Below are 19,204 nucleotides of genomic sequence, written 5' to 3' on the forward strand. Positions count from 1 at the left end.
TTTATTGCCTCGCGTTGCGCGTGGGCTTATATCCTCCCTACCTGCGGTCGCGCTCCAGAGGTTCCCGCAAACCTCCGGTCGGCTGCGCCGATAGGCGAGGGAGGAGGGTTATCCGCCCCCCAACTCTCCTCCCTCATCTCATTCTGCGCGTGCGCGCGGCGGTTCCGGTGCGTTTCTGCGCAGGGCGCCGCCGCACGGCAGCCCTCAAGCGTCACTCTTCAACCCGTCCTTCAGCCGCCCCGCGCGTGCGTTGGCGAAGGCTCCTTGCCCAAAGGCCCTGCCACGGCGCGGCCCGGAGAGAGGGAGCGGTGCAAAGGCCTTGGCGCGGGCACCCCGGCAGAGTATTGCTTGACCTCCTCTGTTCATGCGCGTGCGCTCCCGGCTCCCATGCCCCGATTTCCCCTGCCCCGATCAGGTCCCAGCCCCCGGCGGGGCAACGTAAGCCCGGCCGCCTCCGCGGTGCGGAACCGGGTCTGACATGGCGGCAGGAAAACCTTCCCGCACCCTGCCCTTCGCGGCGGAAACCGCTGCCCTTGGGGTGGTGTTCGGTGACATTGGCACCAGCCCGCTTTACGCCTTCAAGCAGGGCATGCTGGCCGCGAGCAGCACCGGCGATATCGACGCCAACGTGTTCGGCCTTCTGTCGCTGATCACCTGGGCCATCATTCTGTCGGTCACCATCAAATACGTCATGCTGGTGCTGCGTGCCGACAATGACGGCGAGGGTGGCATTCTCGCCCTGGTGACCTTGCTCGACCTGCAGCGCGGCGCCACCGGCAAGCGCCTGTTCCTTCTGGCCGCGGGGCTGATCGGCGGAGCGATGCTGATCGGCGACGGCGTGCTGACGCCGGCGATCTCCGTCCTCTCCGCGATCGAGGGTCTGGAAGTCATCGCACCCGCGCTCGACCACTGGATCGTGGCGGCCACGGTACTGGTCATCCTCGTCGTGTTCATCTCGCAGCGGGCGGGCACCGACCGCATCGGCGCGTTCTACGGGCCGGTCATGCTGGTGTGGTTCACCACGCTGGGCGGAATCGGCATCTACGGCATCATCCAGGCGCCCGAGGTCCTGCTGGCCTTCGATCCGCGTCACGGGCTGGCGCTGCTGATCGACCATCCGGGGCTGGCGGGCGTGGTGCTCGGGGCAACCTTCCTCGCCATCACCGGCGGCGAGGCACTCTATGCCGATCTCGGCCATTTCGGCCGGCCGGTCATCACAAGGGCCTGGCTGTTCGTCGCCATGCCGGCGCTGCTGCTGAACTATTACGGCCAGGGCGCGCATGTGCTGATCAACCGCGAGGCGGTCCGCAACCCGTTCTACGACCTCTCGCCGGACGTGATCGACGTGCCGCTGCTGGTGCTCGCCACCGCCGCGACCGTCATCGCCTCGCAGGCGATCATCACCGGCGTGTTCTCGCTGGCCAAGCAGGCGATCGAGCTTGGCTACCTGCCGCCGATGCGCATCCGCTACACCAGCGAGCACAATGACCAGCACATCTATATCGGCCGGCTGAACTGGATCATGATGGTGGCCTGCGCCGCGATCGTGGTGTCGTTCGGCTCCTCCGACCGGCTGGCCTCGGCCTATGGCATCGCGGTGGCGATGGCGATGGTGGCGACCACCATCCTCTTCGTCGCCTATGTGCGCCGGGCCTGGAAATGGCCGCTGCCGCTCCTCATCGGGCTGGCGGGCGGGCTGTCGGTGATCGACCTGTCCTTCGCCGCCGCCAACCTCACCAAGCTGCAGGATGGCGGCTGGCTGCCAGTGGCCATCGCCGGCGTGGTGCTGGTGGTGATGGTGTCGTGGCGGCGGGGCCTGGAAGGGCTCGGCATCCAGCAGCGCCGGTTCACCGAACCGCTGGAGGATTTCGTCGCCCGCGGCCGCCCGTCGGCCTGCGCGGTCAGCCCGCGCACCGCGATCTTCCTGTCGCGCGGGGCGGCGGTGACGCCGGTGGCGCTGGGGCGGCTGTCGGACCTTCTCAACATCCAGTTCAGCCGCTCGGTGATCGTCTCGGTGTGGATCGCCTCCCGCCCGCGGGTGCCGGTGGACGAGCGGGTGCGCGTCACCACGATCGATCCGGTCCATGTGCGGGTCGACGTGCGCTTCGGCTACATGCAGCAGATCGACGTCCCCTCGGTGCTGGGCCCCGCGCTCTACGCGCAGGGCATCGACCCGGACGAGGCGGTCTATGTGATCGGCCATGAGCGGATCATCCCGCCCGACGGCATAGGCGGGGTCCGGGACGCGCTCGCGCACATCTTCGCGTTCCTCGCGCGCAATGCCGAACGCTCGGTCGACCGCTTCGGCCTGCCGCGCCCGCGCACCATCGAAATCGGCTATCCGGTACGCCTGTGAACCGAAAACGTGATCGTCCCGAGCGATCACGCCCTTGCGAGCGTCGCGTCAACGTCACGCCTGCGCCTCTATCACCGTCGAGAAGCCCCGGCATGAATCGGCGGCGGCCGATTTTTACCGGCAAAACCGCAGCTGCGGTTTTGCGGCGCGCCTGCCCGATATGCGGTTCCGAAAGGTGCCGAGGTCTGCTAGGCGTCGCTTCGCATGGCCGGAGGGTAGTGGCAGGTATGACGGTGAAGGCGCGATGAAGGGCTTGAGGGCGATCTGGGGCTGGCTACGTGCGCATGTCGGCTGGCACACGCTCGGCCTGGTCGTGAGCCTCGTCATCATCGGCTTCGCGGTGACCGTGCTCTACGAGATGCTGCGCAACATCCACCCCGGCCAGGTGCTTGACGCGCTGACCGGGACCGCCCCTTGGCGGGTGGCGCTGGCCGCGCTGTTCGTCGCCGCGGCCTATTTCACCCTCACCTTCTATGACTGGTTCGCGCTGAAGACGATCGAGAAGCCGGACGTGCCCTACCGGGTGGCGGCGCTGGCGTCCTTCACTTCCTATTCCATCGGCCACAATGTCGGCTTCTCCGCCTTCACCGGCGGCACGGTGCGCTACCGCATCTATTCCGCGCATGGGCTCGGGGCGATCGACGTCGCCAAGCTGTGCTTCATCACCGGCCTCACCTTCTGGCTGGGCAACATCGCGATCCTCGGCCTGGGCATCACCATCGAGCCGTGGGCGGCGAGCGCGGTCGACCAGCTCCCGCCCTGGATCAACCGGCTGGTCGGCATCGCCCTGCTCGCCGGCCTTGCCGGTTACGTGCTCTGGGTCGGCCTGAAACCCCGCCGGATCGGCGTCGGCGAGGGCCACTGGACCGTGACCCTGCCGGGCTCGAAGCTGACGCTGATGCAGATCTGCGTCGGCATCATCGACCTCGCCTGCTGCGCGGCGGCCATGTATGTGCTGATGCCGCAGACGCCGTTCATCGATCCGATCGCACTCGGCGTGGTGTTCATTTCCGCCACACTGCTTGGCTTCGCCAGCCATGCGCCGGGCGGGCTCGGCGTGTTTGATGCCGCGATGCTGGTGGCCCTGCCGCAGTTCGAGAAGGAAGCGCTGCTCGGCTCGCTGCTGCTGCTGCGCCTCCTCTATTACATTACGCCTTTCGCGCTGGCCCTCGTCATCATGGGCGTGCGTGAGTTCCTGATCAGCCGCACCCGCCGCCGTGCCACCCTTGCCAGCGCACTGGAAGCCGCCGCGCGGGAAGAAGCCGCGCCCGGTCAGCCCGTCGACGCGGCGGCCAGCACGGAACGTCCGCGCCGCCGCGCCATCGGCTGAGTGACCGCGCCGCGAAACCGGGCGCCACGTCGCGGCGCCCGGTACCGGAAGCAAAGCCCCGTCAGGGCGCGAAGCCGCCTGGCACCATGTTCTGCAGGCTGCGCGGAATGCGCCGCACCTTCGTTCCCGCCGGCAGCTCAAAAGCGGCGGGATCCTGCGGCGCCCGCTCCAGCATCGTCGCCTCGAAGGACACGTCCACGCCGCCACGCGCGGTGGCACGGACGCGCAGCGGAATGCCATCCAGCGTGATGCAGCTCTCCACCGGCGTCGAGGTTTCGGCGTCGATGCCGCGCCAGACCTCGCAGGGCTCGGTGCCGACCGAGTCGAGCCCCACGCGGTGACTGCCGGCGGGCATGGCCGCGAAGCCGAACTCGGGCGGCAGGTCCATCTCGATCGCCAGCCCCTCCATGCCCGTCAGGTTCGGCAGCACCACGAGCTTGCGCGTCTTGGGGTCGATGAGCCCGACCATCACCGTGTTCGGCCCGTCGAAGATCTCCACGCGCATCCGCCCATCGCGATAGGAGAACGCCGCCTCGCCCTCCGGGCGCACCGTGCCGCGCACCGCGAAGTCGGCCATCGGCGTCGGCGGCCGATCGTCCGCGTGCGGTTCGGCCGGCGCGGTCGGCGACACGGGGGAGGCGGACGGGACCGCATTCTGCGGCGCGCTCTCCCGGGGCGCCGCCTGCGGCGCTGCCGCCGGCTGGGCCGGCGCGGCGAGCGGGGCCGCGACGCACAGCGCGAGCCCCATCGTGACCCCGGCCGCACCCCGGGCGAGAGCGCGGGATAGATCGGCGTGTATCATCATGGTCTATCTATTGACCCGCACCGTCATCCACGCTTGCCGTTCGCGCGAACTGATCCAGAAATGTGTGCCCGTCCAGTATGATGGCGGGATCGGGAACCCCGATGATCTTGTCGTCGCGCCGCTCATAGGGCAGATGCGCCAGCACCTGACGGATGGCCCCCAGCCGCGCGCGCATCTTGTCGTTGGCGAGGACGACCGTCCAAGGCGCGCTGGTGGTGTGGCTGGCCTCGATCATCACGTTGCGGGCGGTGGAGATGGCCTCCCAGCGCGCCGGCGCGGAGAGGTCGACGGGCGAGAGCTTCCAGCGTTTCAGCGGGTCCTGGTGGCGCGCATGCAGCCGCTTGAGCTGCATCTCGCGACCAATGTCGAGCCACACCTTGAACAGGCGGATGCCGTCTTCGACCAACATCTTCTCGAACACCGGCACCTGGTCGAGGAACTGCGTGGTCTGCTGCGGGGTACAGAACCCCATCACCGGCTCGACCACGGCGCGGTTGTACCAGGAGCGATCGAAGATCACGATCTCGCCGCGATAGGGCAGATGCGCGACATAGCGCTGGAAATACCATTGCGCGGTTTCGACGTCGGTCGGCTTGTCGAGCGCGACGACGCGTACGAAGCGCGGGTTGAGATGCTGGACGAAGCGATGGATGGTGCCGCCCTTGCCGGCGGCGTCGCGTCCCTCGAAGACGATGACGATGCGCTCGCCCGAACGCCTTGCCCAATCCTGGACCTTGAGCAGCTCGATCTGGAGATCGCGCAGATGGCTCTTGTAGGTCTTGCGCTTGGGCCGGTCGACATAGGGATAGTGGCCGCTGCCATAGGCACGGCTGGCGATGGCCGGCGCCAGCGGCTCGTCGACCGAGAACGCCGCGAGCGCCTTGGCGAGCTCGCGGTCCCCATCCGTCCCCTCGCCCTTCGATACGGGCGGCGTCGACGCCGCGGCGGCTCCGGCCTTTTTTGCTGAGGATGTCTTCGACGAGGCGTTTTTCCCCGACGATTTCTTTACCGACGACTTGCTCGGCTTCTTCGTCATATGGAAGCCTCTCATACGGAACATAAGGGAGAGAAGGTGCGTGCCCTGCCTCTTCCCTGAACGCGCATCCTCACGGTGTCGCCGGTGGCGGATGCCCCGACAATCCCGATTGGCGCAGGGCAAAGCATATCGAATAACGTGCGTAATGGAACGCTGGCGTGCAACGTTCGGCAACTGACACTCGCAGGAAGCGGTCCTCAATGGCCCCGGTGGAAACGACCTACCCGAACAAGGAGACGCTGGGGCAACGGCTTGCCGGCGCGCGGTGGATCCTCGCCATGGCCGTGGGCGGGCTCGCCGGGGCGGTGCTGGCCGAGGAGCTGGCGCCGGTTCCGGCGGTCATCATCGGACTGGCGATTCTGATCGGCGCCACGCTTCCCGTGCCTCGCCGTCCGATGGTGGTGCGCCAGAACGCGCGCGGCGGCGAGCCCAGCCCGGTGCGCCTGGGCGTGGAAGAGCGCCTCACCGCGCTGGTGCGTGCCCTGCCGGAGGCCGCGCTGCTGCTCGACCCGCGCGGCACCGTGCTGGTGGCCAATGCGCGCGCCACCGGCATCGCCGCCAGCGTGCGCGTCGGCGATCCGGCGTCATTCGCGGTGCGTGTTCCCGAAGTGCTGGAGGCGATCCGCGCTTCGACGAGCGATGGCATGCCGCGCCGGATCGAGTTCGCCGAACGGGTGCCGATCGACCGCTGGCTGCGCGCCGACATCGTCCCCATCCGCTCCGGCGACGGGCGCGAGGGCAAGGCGACCGAGGCGGTGCTGGTGAGTTTCGTCGACCTCACCCAGCAGCGCCGCGTCGAGCAGATGCGGGTCGACTTCATCGCCAATGCCAGCCACGAGCTGCGCACGCCGCTGGCCTCGCTGTCCGGCTTCATCGAGACCCTGCAGGGGCCGGCGAAGAACGACGTCGCCGCGCGCGAGCGCTTCCTCAAGATCATGGGCGAGCAGGCGCGGCGTATGTCGCGGCTCATCGACGACCTGCTCTCGCTGTCGCGGATCGAGCTGAACGCACATCTCATGCCCGAGGCCGAGGTCGACCTCGGTGCGGTGGTGGGCCATGTCAGCGACACGCTGAGCCCGCTCGGGCGCGAGCGCGGCGTAGAGATCGCGGTCCTCAACCAGGCCGGACGGGTGAGCGTGCGCGGTGACCGCGACGAGCTGATCCGCCTGTTCGAGAACCTGGTGGAGAACGCCATGAAGTATGGCGGCTCCGGCGGGCGGGTGGAAATCTCCATCACCCGCGAGGGGGGCGACGTGCTGGTGGGCGTGCGCGACTTCGGCCCCGGCATCGCGCCCGAGCACGTGCCCCGGCTGACGGAACGCTTCTACCGCGTCGACACCGCGCATTCGCGCGAACAGGGCGGCACCGGGCTCGGACTCGCCATCGTCAAACACATCGTGGCCCGCCATCGCGGCCGGCTTGGCATCGACAGCACGCCGGGCGAGGGCGCGACATTCTCCGTGCGGCTCGCGGGCGAGTTTCATACGGATGAAAAAAGCGACATGGGAACAGCGGCTTAAGGTGTCATCAAGACGTCATTCCGACGTCATAGAACCTTGGTGCCGGGGGGATAGAACTCCCGCGTACGCTTTTTCCGCCGCCCCTCCGGCCAACTGCGCGCCCCGCTTTCCGTATGTGGGCGCGGCCGGTCTCCCGATCCAAGGAGAAGACCTTTGAAACTTACCCACCTGCTCAGCGCTGCCGCGCTGTCGTTTGCCTTCACCGGCTCGGCTTTCGCCACCGACATCAACGGCGCCGGCGCCTCCTTCCCCGCCCCGGTCTATCAGGCCTGGGCCGCGGCCTATAAGGAGAAGACCGGCAGCGCCATGAACTACCAGTCCATCGGCTCGGGCGGCGGTCAGAACCAGATCATCAACCGCACCGTCGATTTCGGCGCCTCCGACGCGCCGATGAAGGACGACAAGCTCGAATCCAACAACCTGCTGCAGTTCCCGACCGTGATCGGCTCGGTGGTCCCCACCGTGAACATCGACGGCATCGCCGATGGCCAGCTCACGCTCTCCGGCTCGATCATTGCCGACATCTACCAGGGCAAGATCACCAAGTGGAACGACGCCAAGATCGTCGCGCTCAACAAGGACGTGAAGCTGCCTGACGCCGCGATTGTTCCGATCTACCGTTCGGACAGCTCGGGCACGTCCTTCGTGTTCACTTCCTACCTCTCGTCGGCCAGCGCCGACTGGAGCTCCAATGTCGGCGCCGCCACCTCGGTGCAGTGGCCGGCTGGCGCGGGCGCCAAGGGCAATGAAGGCGTTGCCGGCATGGTGAAGAACACCAAGGGCGCCATCGGCTATGTCGAGTTCGTCTATGCGGCCGCCAACAAGCTGCCCACCACGAACCTCGTCAACAAGGCCGGCAAGGTCGTGAAGCCGACCATCCCGGCCTTCATGGACGCCGCTGCTGCCGCTGACTGGAAGGGCGCCAAGAACTTCGCCGCCTCGATGATCGACACCGCCGGCGAGAAGGCCTGGCCGATCACCTCGGCGACCTACATCCTGCTGCCGAAGAACCCCGCCAGCGCCGAGCAGTCGGCCGCTGTCATCAAGTTCTTCGACTGGGCCTACACCGCCGATGGCGACGCCATCGCCGAGAAGCTGCACTACATCCCGCTGCCGGACTCGGTCGTCGGTGAGATCAAGAAGGCCTGGTCGAGCGACGTCAAGGTCGACGGCAAGGCCGTTTGGACCAACTGATCGACCCCTCCCTTCGGGAGCCCTGCACGATCCGGGGGCGGCCGTTACGGCGGCCGCCCCTTCTCGTCCCCGGTCGCTGACTGTAGCCTGACGCAGAGCGGACGCCTCCAGAAGCCCCGAACGCCTGATCTTGAACGCCGAGCCCTGAACGCCACGCCCTGAAACGCCGACCCCCGCGCCCCGCGCCATGGGGAAGACGGGTCCGAGGATCACACGACATGGACGCCACTCTCAGCGGAACGCAGGCCGACGCCGTCCTGAAAACCGCGCACAAGCCGACCGGACGCATCAGCGATCCCATCTTCGTCGGTATCCTCTGGAGCTGCGGCATATTCGTTCTGCTGCTGCTCGGCCTGATCATCGCCATGCTGTTCGAGGGCGGCTTCCCGGCGCTGCGCGAATTCGGCATTTCCTTCCTGTGGTCGACGGACTGGAACCCGGTCACCGAGAAGTTCGGCGCCGGCGTCATGGTGTTCGGCACGCTGTTCAGCGCCGTGATCGCGGTCATCGTCGCGCTGCCGCTGTCCTTCGGCATTGCCTTCTTCCTCACCGAGATCGCCGCCGGCCCGCTGCGCCGCCCGATCGGTGTGGCCATTCAGCTCCTGGCCGCGATCCCCTCGATCATCTACGGCATGTGGGGCTTCTTCGTCGTCGTGCCGCTGATCGCCGCCTATGTCCAGCCTCCGCTCATCGAATGGCTCGGCCCGATCCCGCTGATCGGCGCTCTGTTCCAGGGCCCCCCGCTCGGCGCGGGCATGCTGACCGCCGGCGTGATCCTGGCGATCATGATCCTGCCCTTCATCACCGCCATGTTCGTCGAGGTGCTGGAATCGGTGCCGCCGATGCTCAAGGAATCGGCCTATGGCGTCGGCGCCACGACCTATGAGGTCTACCGCAACGTCTCGGTGCCCTACGGCCGCACGGCCATGGTCGGCGCGGTCATGCTGGGGCTGGGCCGCGCGCTCGGTGAGACCATGGCGGTCACCTTCGTCATCGGCAACGCGACGCGCATGTCGGCCTCGCTGTTCGCCCCCGGCTCGACCATCGCCTCGACCATCGCCAACGAATTCCCCGAAGCCTCCATCGGCTCGCTCAAGCTGCAGTCGCTGATGCAGCTCGGCTTCATTCTTTTCGTCATCTCCTTCATTGTGCTTGCGCTCTCGCGCATGCTGGTCCGGTCGAAGCTCAAGGGCTGAGCGGAGGAACATCGGTCATGTCATCGCTCGCCCGTCGCCGCGCCACCGACTACACGGTCAAGGTCATCTCGACCGGCTTTGCCGCGCTCTCGCTGGTCCTGCTCGCCTGGATCCTGTGGACCCTGATCTCGCGCGGCCTTCCCGCGCTCGGCCCGCACGTCTTCACCCGCATCACCCTGCCCCCGGGCGCGGGCGGCGGTCTGCTCAACGCCATTGTCGGCTCGTTGATCCAGATCGGCGTCGCGCTGGTCATCGGTACCCCGATCGGGCTGATGTGCGGCACCTTCCTGTCCGAGAACGGGCGCAACACCCAGGTCGGCAACGCGGTGCGCTTCGTCAACGACGTGCTGCTGTCCGCCCCCTCGATCCTGATCGGCCTGTTCGTCTACCAGCTCCTGGTCGTGCCCTTCGGCGGCTTCTCCGGCTGGGCCGGCTCTCTGGCGCTGGCGATCCTGATCATCCCGGTGGTGGTGCGCACCACCGAGGACATGCTGAACCTGGTGCCGATCGGCCTGCGCGAGGCGGCCTTCGCGCTTGGCGCGCCGCAGTGGAAGGTGGTGATCATGATCACCTGGCGCGCGGCGCGCGCGGGCATCGTGACCGGCATCCTGCTTTCCCTGGCCCGCGCCGCGGGCGAGACCGCGCCGCTGCTGTTCACCTCGCTCGGAAATAATGGCTGGTCGATCAGCATGGACCAGCCGATGGCGTCGCTGCCGATCGCCATCTACCAGTACGCCGCCTCGCCCTTCGAGGACTGGGTTGCCCTGGCCTGGGCCGGCGCGCTGCTGATCACCGCCGGGGTTCTCGCCCTGAACATCGTTTCCCGCCTTGTCCTGGCGCAGATGAAGTGAGACGGACCATGAATTTCGCACCTGAAACGTCGATCGACATCGCCTCGGCCGTGAACCGGGCCACCGCCCCCTCGGCCGAGCCCAAGCTCAAGGTGGACAAGCTCAATTTCTACTACGGCGACAACCACGCGCTGAAGAACGTCAATTTCGAGATCCCCGAGAAGCGCGTCACCGCGATGATCGGGCCCTCGGGCTGCGGCAAGTCCACCCTGCTGCGCATCTTCAACCGCATGTACCAGCTCTATCCGGGCCAGCGCGCGGAAGGCAACATCTGGCTCGACGGCGTGGACCTGCTCGGCAAGGGCCTGGACTCGACCGTCGTGCGCTCGCGCATCGGCATGGTGTTCCAGAAGCCGACCCCGTTCCCGATGTCGATCTACGACAACATCGCGTTCGGCGTGAAGCTGCACGAGCGGCTCAACAAGGCGCAGATGGACGAGCGGGTGGAATGGTGCCTGCGCAAAGCCGCGATCTGGGACGAGACCAAGGACCGCCTGCACACCTCCGCGCTCGGCATGTCGGGCGGCCAGCAGCAGCGCTTGTGCATCGCCCGCACCATCGCGGTGCGCCCGGAAGTGATCCTGCTCGACGAGCCGACCTCGGCGCTCGACCCGATCTCGACCTCGAAGATCGAGGACCTGATCGACGAGCTGAAGCAGGAATTCACCATCGTCATCGTCACGCACAACATGCAGCAGGCGGCGCGCTGCGCCGACATCACCTCCTTCTTCTACCTCGGCGAACTCATCGAGGTCGCCGCGTCGAACGAGATCTTCACCAACCCGCGTGAAGCGCGCACCCGCGATTACATCACCGGCCGCTTCGGCTGAACCGGCGGCAGAGGATCATCCCATGCCCGAACATATCGTCTCCTCCTTCGACAGCGACCTGAAGGAACTCTCCCGGCGCGTCGTCGAGATGGGCGGACAGGCCGAGCGCCTGGTCGCCGATTCGGTCGTGGCGCTGGTGAAGCGCGACACCGAACTCGCCCAGAAGGTCATCGTGCTCGACGGGCCGATCGACCTGCTTCAGCGCGAGATCGAGGAAAAGGCCATCCTCACCATCGCCCGGCGCCAGCCGCTGGCGATCGACCTGCGCGAGATCGTGGCCGCGATGCGTATCGCCAACGACATCGAGCGCATCGGCGACCTCGCCAAGAACACCGCCAAGCGCGTTCTCGCGCTCACCGGCGAGTTCCACCCGCAGAAGCTGGTGCGCGGCGTGGAGCACATGTCGGGCATGGTGCTCGAGCAGCTCAAGTCGGTGCTGGATTCCTACGCCAGCCGCGACGACGAGCGGGCCATCGAGGTGTGGAAGCGCGACGGCGAGGTGGACGTTCTCTACACCTCCCTGTTCCGCGAGCTTCTCACCTACATGATGGAAGACCCGCGCAACATCTCGCTGTGCACCCACCTGCTGTTCTGCGCCAAGAACATCGAGCGTATCGGCGACCACGCGACCAACATCGCCGAGACGGTGCACTACCTGTCCACCGGTCAGCTGTTTGCCGACGAGCGCCCCAAGCAGGACACCAGCAGCCTGACCACGGTGCCGTTCCCGGCCTGAGGCCGGGCAGCGTCCGGGTCTGATCGAGGCAAGAAATGCCGACCAATATTCTGATCGTCGAGGACGAGGAGCCACTGACACTGCTCCTTCGTTACAATCTCGAGTCCGAAGGCTATGCCGTGGAGAGCGTCGCGCGCGGCGACGAGGCGGAGACGAGGTTGCGCGAGAGCGTGCCCGACCTCGTCATTCTCGACTGGATGCTGCCGGGGCTTTCCGGCATCGAGCTGTGCCGGCGCCTGCGCGCCCGGCCGGAAACCGAGCGCATGCCGGTATTGATGCTGACCGCGCGCGGGGAAGAGACCGAGCGCGTGCGCGGCCTCGCCACCGGCGCGGACGACTATGTGGTCAAGCCGTTCTCGGTTCCGGAGCTGGTGGCGCGCGTGCGCGCGCTGCTGCGCCGAGCCAAGCCGGACCATATCTCCACCTTGTTGCGGGCCGGTGACATCGAGTTGGACCGCGAGACCAAGCGCGTGCATCGCAACGGCCGGGAGCTGCATCTGGGCCCGACCGAGTTCCGCCTGCTCGAATTCCTCATGCAGTCGCCCGGCCGGGTCTATTCGCGCGAGCAGCTGCTCGATGGCGTGTGGGGCCAGGACGTCTACATCGACGAGCGCACGGTCGACGTGCATGTGGGCCGGCTGCGCAAGGCGCTCAACCGCCCGCGCCAGCCCGACCCCATCCGCACCGTGCGCGGCTCGGGTTACTCGTTCAACGAGATGTTCGCCCGCGCCCATTGAGGGCGCGGGACGCCAGCGTCGCCTCTCAGCTGCGGGTGATCGACAGCCCGCCATCGACCAGATGCGCGGTGCCGGACACGAAGGACGAATCGTCCGAGGCGAGATAGAGCACCGAATGCGCCAGTTCCTCCGCCCGGGCGATGCGCTTGAGCGCATGCAGCCCGGTGATGAAGGCCTGCGTTTCCGGCGTGTCGTTGGCCTCGCGGTACATCTCCGTCTCCACCGCGCCGGGGAGCACGGCGTTGACCCGCACGCCCTGCGGCCCGAATTCGGCGGCCAGGGCCTGGGTGAGGCCGATCAGCCCTGATTTCGACGCCGCATAGGCGGCGAGGCCCGGAAACGCCGTGGTGTGGCCGACAAAGGTCGAGGTGAAGATCACCGACCCGCCCCCGTTCTTCAGCATCTGCGCGATCTGGTGCTTGGCGCCGAAGAAGGAGCCGGTCAGGTTGATCGCCAGCGCGTCGTTCCAGCCCGCCGCCGAGATGCCGGTGCTGGGGCCCTTCTCGCCGAGCGTGCCGGCATTGTTGAAGGCGATGTCGAGCCGCCCGTAGCGCTCGCTCGCCAGTGCCACCAGCGCCTGCGCATAGTCTTCCGAGCGCACGTCGCCGGCCAGCGCCACCGCGTCGCCACCGGCGGCGGCGATCTCGGACACCAGCGCGTCCAGCTCGTCCTTGCGGCGGGCCCCGACCACCACCTTCGCGCCCTCGGCCGCGAACAGCTTCGCGGTGGCGTGGCCGATGCCGGAGCTGGCGCCGACGACCAGCGCGACCTTGTCCTTGATGCGTGGCATGGAAATTCTCCTCGATGAACGATTGGCCGCCGGGGAAACCGGGGCCTGTGTTGCGGGAGAGTATGGCGCTGCCGCTGCGTTCGGATTAGCCTCCCGCAAGTGGAATTCATGTCCGGAAATACCGAACAATGAAGCTTGATGGCATCAGCGCCTTCGTCGCCATCGCCGAGGCCGGCTCGATCAGCGAGGCCGCCCGCCGGCTGCGGCTGTCGAAGTCCGTGGTCAGCGACCGGCTGGCCCAGCTCGAACGCCGCCTCGGGGCCAGCCTCGTGCATCGCTCGACCCGCAAGCTGTCGCTCACCGAGGACGGGCTGGCCTTCCTGGAACTGGCGTCGGAATCGCTGCGCCGCCTCGACACCGCCGTCGCCGCGCTGGCCGAGCGGCGCGGGACGCTGGCCGGTCCCCTGCGGATCTCGGCCCCGGTGAGCTTGACCAACCTGCATATCGGGCCCGCGCTCTACCCGTTCCTGCTTCGCCATCCCGAGATCGAACTGACGCTTGAGCTCGACGACCGCCGCATCGACGCGCAGGCGGAGGGCTTTGACGGCGTGGTGCGCCATGGGCCGATGCATGATAGCCGGCTAATGGCTTGGCGCCTCGCCCGCAGCCGGCGGGTGCTGGTCGCCTCGCAGGACTATCTGGAGCGCCACGGCACGCCCCGCACCCTGAACGAGCTCGACGGCCATCGGGGCATTTTCTACACCCATCGCGGCATTGGCGACTGGCGGTTCGTGACGGCGCAAAAGGTGGTTCAGGTGCGCGGCAAGGTCGCGCTGCGCGTCAACAACGGCATGGTGATGCGCGACGCCGCGAGCGCCGGGCTCGGCATCACGCTGCTGCCGCTGTTCCTCGCCGGTCCCGACATCCGGGCCGGCACGCTTCGGGTGGTCGAGGTCGGGGCAGCCCCCGAGCCGGAATTCATCTATGTCGCCCATCCCGAGGGGCGGCACCCCTCGGCCAAGCTGCGCGCGCTGGCGGACTGCCTGCGCGCGGCGTTCGGCGACCCGCCCTACTGGGAGGCCGGTCTGTAACGCCTACGCCTTGGGGGCGGCGGCTTTCGGCTTTTCGGGCTCCATCGCGGCCTTGGCCGCGTTGTCCCCCTTGCGCGGCCAGTTGTGGCTGAGCACGAAGTCGGAGATGCGCGGGGCGATCTCGGCGCGGAACCGCGAGCCGTTGAATACGCCGTAATGGCCGACGGTGGGCTGAAGATAATGCGCGCGCATGTCGTCGGGCAGGCTGGAGCACAGCGTCTGCGCCGCCCGCGTCTGGCCCACACCCGAAATGTCGTCATTCTCGCCCTCGACGGTGAGCAGGGCGACGTTGCGGATCTTGGACGGGTCGACCTTTTCGCCGCGATGGGTCATCTCGCCCTTCGGCAGGGCGTGGTCGATGAACACGGTCTGCAGCGTCTGCAGGTAATATTCCGCCGGCAGGTCCATGACCGAGAGATACTCGTCATAGAACTCGCGGTGCTTGGCGGCGGAATCACCGTCCCCCTTCACCAGATGGCCGAACATGTCGGCGTGGGCCTGAAGGTGCCGTTCCAGATTCATCGCCATGAAGCCGTGAAGCTGCAGGAAGCCGGGATAGACCTGCCGCATCAGGCCGGCATTGGGCCACGGCACGGTAGTGATGACGTTGCGGCGGAACCAGTCCAGCCCGCGTTCCTGGGCGAAGTCGTTCACCGCGGTCGGGTTCTGGCGGGTATCGATCGGCCCGCCCATCAGCACCATGGACGCGGGCACGTCCGGATCGCCCATCGCTTCCATGCGCGCCACCGCGGCGAGCACCGGCACCGCCGGCTGGCAGACGGCAAGCACGTGCACGCCCCCGCCCAGATGTCGGAACATCTCGATCACATAGTCGATGTAGTCGTCGAGATCGAAGCGCCCCTCGCTCAGCGGCACGTTGCGCGCATCGGTCCAGTCGGTGATGTAGATGTCGTGATTGGGCAGCAGCGTCTGCACCGTGCCGCGCAGCAGCGTGGCGTAATGGCCCGACAGCGGCGCCACGATCAGCATGCGCGGCTGCGGCCGGCGCGGCGGGGTGGGGAACTCGCGCACGAAATGCAGCAGGCGGCAGAACGGGCGTTCCCATTCCACCTCGATGCGCACCGGCACGCGGGTGGCCCCGACCACGGTGTCCTCAATGCCCCAGTCCGGCTTGCCGTAGCGCCGCGTGGTGCGCTCGAACATCTCGCACGCCGCCGACATCGACTTGCCGAAGCTGGTATGGGCCAACGGGTTGGCGGGGTTCCGGTAATAGAGCCGGTTGGCGTCGGCCATCACCCGCAGGGGGTCGAGCGCCGCATGGCCCATCTCGAACATCCAGTACAGCGGCTTGGAGAAGGCGGACACGGCCTCAACCGCGATCTCCGGCGCTTCACTCACCTCTTCCGCGTCGGGCAATTCGCCGAAAACACCGATCGCCATGAAAGTCTCCCTGGTTGCGCGCCGTGCGTCACTCCCGCCGCCTGATCGGCTGCGGGCGCCGCCTGCGGGGCGCCTTGGGCACGCATCCGTTCACGCATGCCTTCCGGTACGTCATTCTCCGCGTACCGACCTCCGCACGTCTTGTGCGCTGCAACATAAATAAACCTTCGCGCGGCTTCGTCAATGAAGCCGGCCTCTCGCCCTTTCGTCGCATCTGCGGCTATAGAGGAAGTGCAGCACGGAATGACCATGACGCCCTCGCTCGACCGCCCCATCGGCGAACGCTATTTCGGCCTTCGGCTCGACACGCTGATCCGCCTGCGCTGGCTCGCGATTTCGGGCCAGACGCTGGCCATCGTGGTGGTGCACTGGGTGCTCGGCTTCACCCTGCCGATCGGGGCCTGCCTGTCCGTGGTCGCACTCTCGGGCTGGCTCAATCTCGCGCTGCGGCTGCGCAATCCCGGCGCGCGGCGGCTCTCCGATGTCGAGGCGGCGTGGCTGCTGGCCTATGACATCCTCCAGCTTGCCGCGCTTCTGTTCCTCACCGGCGGGCTGTCCAATCCGTTCGCCTTCCTCTTCCTCGCCCCGGTGCTGATCTCGGCGACGGCGCTGTCGCCGCGCACCACCATCCTGCTCGGCGTGCTGGCCGCGACCTGCGCGGCGCTGGTGGGGCTGTGGCAGATGCCGCTGCCCTGGGTCGATGGCGGGGCGCTGGGCGGGGCGCCGCTGCTGCCGCCGGTGTACCTCTCCGCCATCTGGTGCGCGCTCGCCATCGCCATCGCCTTTATCGGCGTCCATGCGTGGCGGGTGGCCGAAGAGACGCGCGAACTTTCCGAGGCGCTGGCCGCGACCGAGCTGGTGCTGGCGCGCGAGCAGCACCTCTCCGCGCTGGACGGGCTGGCCGCCGCCGCCGCCCATGAGCTGGGGACGCCGCTCGGCACCATCACCGTGGTCGCCAAGGAACTGGCGCGCTCGCTTCCTCCCGACAGCCCGATGAGCGACGACATCAGCCTGCTGGGCGAACAGGCCGAGCGCTGCCGCGCGATCCTGCGCACGCTCACCTCGCTCGGCGGCGGCGACGCGCCCTTCGACCGCATGCCGGTCTCCCACATCCTGGAGGACGTGGTCGCCCCGCACCGCAATTTCGGCATCGCCATCGAGGTCACCATGCCGGCCCGGGGCGGCGCCGAGCCGATCATCGCCCGCAATCCGGGGCTGCTCTACGGGCTGGGCAACATCGTGGAGAACGCGGTCGACTTCGCCAATGGGCGGGTCGACATCGTCGCCAACTGGACCGAGTCGGACATGACCGTCACCGTCACGGATGACGGGCCCGGCTTTCCTCCCGAGCTCATCGACAGCATCGGCGCGCCCTATGTCACCAGTCGCGGCCGCCATCGCTGGCGCCGGGAGGCGGAGGAGGAGGGCGAGGAAAACAGCGAGGGCCGGCGCGAGGGGCTGGGGCTCGGCGTGTTCATCGCCAAGACGCTGCTGGAGCGCTCCGGCGCCGAGCTCAGCTTCCTCAACCGCGCGTCTCCCGCCCATGGCGCCTCGGTCTCGGTGCGCTGGCCGCGCCGGGCGATCGACATCTCCGGCGAGGGCCCGGCCGGCGGGCGCGGAGAGGGTTGACCGGGGGCGGCAAAGCCTTCATCGGAAGCTGCTTTTTGCGCTCCCGCACACGGGCGTGTAATCTGTTCGCAAAACAGAACGAATTGGACGCCGGCCTCGGCGCTCGGGAAGACGCCACATGCTTGATACGACGTCGGAAATGATCGACCGCACGCTGCTCATCGTGGACGATGACCGCCCGTTCCTGCAGCGACTTGCCCGGGCCATGGAATCACGCGGCTTCACCGTGACCACGGCGGAGACGGTGGCCGACGGCCTCGCCAGCGTCGAGGGCAGCGCGCCCGCCTACGCGGTCGTCGACATGCGGCTGGGTGATGGAAACGGGCTCGACGTCATCTCCGCGCTGAAGCGCCGCCGCCCGGAAGCGCGCGGCATCATCCTCACCGGTTATGGCAACATCGCCACCGCCGTGAACGCGGTGAAGATGGGCGCGGTCGACTACCTCGCCAAGCCCGCCGATGCCGACGACATCTTCGCCGCGCTGAGCGCGCAGGGCGACTACAAGCCCCAGCTCCCCGAGAACCCGATGTCCGCCGACCGGGTGCGCTGGGAGCATATCCAGCGCGTCTACGAATTGTGCGGGCGCAACGTGTCGGAAACCGCGCGCCGCCTCTCCATGCACCGCCGCACGCTGCAACGCATCCTGGCCAAGCGCGCCCCGCGCTGAGCCGGGCGCCTGCGGGCGGGGCCGCCGCGCCTAGCGGCAGCCGCGCCGGGCTCTCGCCGACCTCCGCCTCACACCCGCAGACCGTTCTCCGCCGCCAGCGCCTTCAGCCCCTTCTCGGGGCGGGCGCCGATATGGCTGATGATCTCGGCGGCGCACAGGGCGCCGAGCTTCAGCGATTCCTCCGGGCTGAAGCCGCGCGCGAAGCCGTGGAGATAGCCGGCCGCGAACAGGTCGCCCGCGCCCGTGGTGTCCACCACCTTCGCCACCGGGAACGCGTCGACCGAGGCCATCTCGTCGCCGGCGACCGAGAGCGCGCCCTTTTCCGAGCGCGTCACCACGGCGCGGCGGGCCTCACGGCGCAGCGTGCCCAGCGCGGTGTCGAAATCGGTCTCGTAGAGCGACATCAGCTCCGCCTCATTGGCGAACACCAGGTCGACCACGCCCTCGCGGATCAGCTTCAGGAACTCGTCGCGGTAGCGTCCGACACAGAACGCGTCGGAAAGCGTCAGCGCCACGGTGCGCCCGGCCTTGTGGGCGATGTCGGCAGCCTTGAGGAAAGCCTCCTTCGCCGGCGGCGGATCCCACAGATAGCCTTCGAGATAGGTCACGGTGGCGCTCGCCACCATCCCGGCGTCCACATCGACGGGGGAAAGGTCCTGCGCCGCGCCGAGGAAGGTGTTCATGGTGCGCTCGCCGTCCGGCGTCACCAGAATGAGGCAGCGCGCCGTGGTCGGCCCGGCGGCGGCGGCGGGTGTGCCGAAGGCGACGCCGGCGGCGCGGATGTCATGGGCGAAGATGCCGCCCAGCTCGTCATCGCGCACCTTGCCGATGAAGCCGGCGCGCCCGCCGAGCGCGGCGATGCCGACCATGGTGTTGGCGGCCGAGCCGCCGGAGATCTCCACGCCCGGCCCCATCGCGCCGTAAACGGCCTCGGCGCGCGGCTCGTCGATCAGCGTCATGCCGCCCTTGCGCATGTCATGCGTGAGGAGGAACGCCTCCTCGGCGCGGGAGATCACGTCGACAATGGCATTGCCGAAGCCGATCACATCAAGCTGCTGGGCGGTCACAGGGCGGCCTTTCGCTGGAGAAAACGCA

The 19,204-nt window shown here is 67.9% G+C and carries 17 protein-coding genes; 12 read left to right on the forward strand and 5 right to left on the reverse strand.

Annotation, left to right across the window (positions count from 1 at the left end; translation table 11 throughout):
* The first annotated feature begins 478 nt into the window (after nt 1-478).
* The gene (locus G3A50_RS09070; protein ID WP_163074935.1) at nt 479-2,356 is read left to right on the forward strand and encodes a potassium transporter Kup; all 1,878 of its coding nucleotides are present in this window, start codon (nt 479-481) and stop codon (nt 2,354-2,356) included.
* Between the two features lie 244 nt (nt 2,357-2,600).
* Nucleotides 2,601-3,686 (forward strand): putative bifunctional lysylphosphatidylglycerol flippase/synthetase, encoded by a 1,086-nt coding sequence (locus G3A50_RS09075; protein ID WP_163074936.1) that lies wholly within the window; start codon nt 2,601-2,603, stop codon nt 3,684-3,686.
* A 61-nt stretch (nt 3,687-3,747) separates the two neighbouring features.
* Here the strand turns inward: G3A50_RS09075 and G3A50_RS09080 are convergent, their stop codons facing one another.
* The gene (locus G3A50_RS09080) at nt 3,748-4,491 is read right to left on the reverse strand and encodes a hypothetical protein (RefSeq protein ID WP_163074937.1); all 744 of its coding nucleotides are present in this window, start codon (nt 4,489-4,491) and stop codon (nt 3,748-3,750) included.
* Nucleotides 4,492-4,498: 7 nt separating this feature from the next.
* Nucleotides 4,499-5,527, reverse strand: a complete 1,029-nt coding sequence (gene ppk2, locus G3A50_RS09085) for a polyphosphate kinase 2 (protein ID WP_163074938.1) — start codon at nt 5,525-5,527, stop codon at nt 4,499-4,501.
* 200 nt (nt 5,528-5,727) lie between these two features.
* Here ppk2 and G3A50_RS09090 point away from each other — a divergent pair, with 200 nt between their 5' ends.
* The 7 genes from G3A50_RS09090 to phoB all read left to right on the forward strand — a co-directional run bounded on the left by G3A50_RS09090 (nt 5,728) and on the right by phoB (nt 12,591).
* The gene (locus tag G3A50_RS09090; RefSeq protein ID WP_163074939.1) at nt 5,728-7,047 is read left to right on the forward strand and encodes an ATP-binding protein; all 1,320 of its coding nucleotides are present in this window, start codon (nt 5,728-5,730) and stop codon (nt 7,045-7,047) included.
* Nucleotides 7,048-7,200: 153 nt separating this feature from the next.
* The gene (pstS, locus tag G3A50_RS09095) at nt 7,201-8,241 is read left to right on the forward strand and encodes a phosphate ABC transporter substrate-binding protein PstS (protein WP_163074940.1); all 1,041 of its coding nucleotides are present in this window, start codon (nt 7,201-7,203) and stop codon (nt 8,239-8,241) included.
* 218 nt (nt 8,242-8,459) lie between these two features.
* Nucleotides 8,460-9,437 carry a phosphate ABC transporter permease subunit PstC gene (gene pstC, locus G3A50_RS09100; protein ID WP_163074941.1) on the forward strand — a complete coding sequence of 326 codons (978 nt, stop codon included), beginning with the start codon at nt 8,460-8,462 and terminating at the stop codon, nt 9,435-9,437.
* Nucleotides 9,438-9,454: 17 nt separating this feature from the next.
* Nucleotides 9,455-10,288: a phosphate ABC transporter permease PstA gene (gene pstA, locus G3A50_RS09105; RefSeq protein WP_163074942.1), complete on the forward strand. Its 834-nt coding sequence runs from the start codon at nt 9,455-9,457 to the stop codon at nt 10,286-10,288.
* A gap of 8 nt (nt 10,289-10,296) precedes the next feature.
* Nucleotides 10,297-11,118: a phosphate ABC transporter ATP-binding protein PstB gene (gene pstB / locus G3A50_RS09110; RefSeq protein WP_163074943.1), complete on the forward strand. Its 822-nt coding sequence runs from the start codon at nt 10,297-10,299 to the stop codon at nt 11,116-11,118.
* A 22-nt stretch (nt 11,119-11,140) separates the two neighbouring features.
* The gene (gene phoU, locus G3A50_RS09115; RefSeq protein WP_163074944.1) at nt 11,141-11,854 is read left to right on the forward strand and encodes a phosphate signaling complex protein PhoU; all 714 of its coding nucleotides are present in this window, start codon (nt 11,141-11,143) and stop codon (nt 11,852-11,854) included.
* 35 nt (nt 11,855-11,889) lie between these two features.
* On the forward strand, nt 11,890-12,591 hold the full coding sequence (phoB, locus tag G3A50_RS09120; RefSeq protein WP_163074945.1) for a phosphate regulon transcriptional regulator PhoB: 702 nt from the start codon (nt 11,890-11,892) through the stop codon (nt 12,589-12,591).
* A gap of 25 nt (nt 12,592-12,616) precedes the next feature.
* Here phoB and G3A50_RS09125 read toward each other — a convergent pair whose 3' ends face one another.
* Nucleotides 12,617-13,381, reverse strand: a complete 765-nt coding sequence (locus tag G3A50_RS09125; protein WP_163074946.1) for an SDR family oxidoreductase — start codon at nt 13,379-13,381, stop codon at nt 12,617-12,619.
* 128 nt (nt 13,382-13,509) lie between these two features.
* On the opposite strand from G3A50_RS09125, the gene G3A50_RS09130 reads away from it, so the two are divergent.
* The gene (locus G3A50_RS09130) at nt 13,510-14,412 is read left to right on the forward strand and encodes a LysR family transcriptional regulator (protein WP_163074947.1); all 903 of its coding nucleotides are present in this window, start codon (nt 13,510-13,512) and stop codon (nt 14,410-14,412) included.
* A gap of 3 nt (nt 14,413-14,415) precedes the next feature.
* Here G3A50_RS09130 and G3A50_RS09135 read toward each other — a convergent pair whose 3' ends face one another.
* Entirely contained in the window at nt 14,416-15,813 is a 1,398-nt protein-coding gene (locus tag G3A50_RS09135) for a polyhydroxyalkanoate depolymerase (RefSeq protein WP_163074948.1), read from the reverse strand.
* A gap of 243 nt (nt 15,814-16,056) precedes the next feature.
* Here G3A50_RS09135 and G3A50_RS09140 point away from each other — a divergent pair, with 243 nt between their 5' ends.
* Together G3A50_RS09140 and G3A50_RS09145 are read left to right on the forward strand one after the other, a co-directional pair.
* A complete protein-coding gene (locus G3A50_RS09140) occupies nt 16,057-17,442 on the forward strand; it encodes an ActS/PrrB/RegB family redox-sensitive histidine kinase (protein ID WP_425483460.1) in 1,386 nt (461 codons plus the stop codon).
* A gap of 118 nt (nt 17,443-17,560) precedes the next feature.
* The gene (locus G3A50_RS09145) at nt 17,561-18,109 is read left to right on the forward strand and encodes an ActR/PrrA/RegA family redox response regulator transcription factor (RefSeq protein ID WP_163074949.1); all 549 of its coding nucleotides are present in this window, start codon (nt 17,561-17,563) and stop codon (nt 18,107-18,109) included.
* A gap of 68 nt (nt 18,110-18,177) precedes the next feature.
* Here the strand turns inward: G3A50_RS09145 and G3A50_RS09150 are convergent, their stop codons facing one another.
* Nucleotides 18,178-19,176, reverse strand: a complete 999-nt coding sequence (locus tag G3A50_RS09150) for an adenosine kinase (protein ID WP_163074950.1) — start codon at nt 19,174-19,176, stop codon at nt 18,178-18,180.
* Between the last annotated feature and the right edge of the window lie 28 nt (nt 19,177-19,204).

The sequence above is a fragment of the Ancylobacter pratisalsi genome, from assembly GCF_010669125.1.
In the GTDB taxonomy this organism is placed as follows: domain Bacteria; phylum Pseudomonadota; class Alphaproteobacteria; order Rhizobiales; family Xanthobacteraceae; genus Ancylobacter; species Ancylobacter pratisalsi.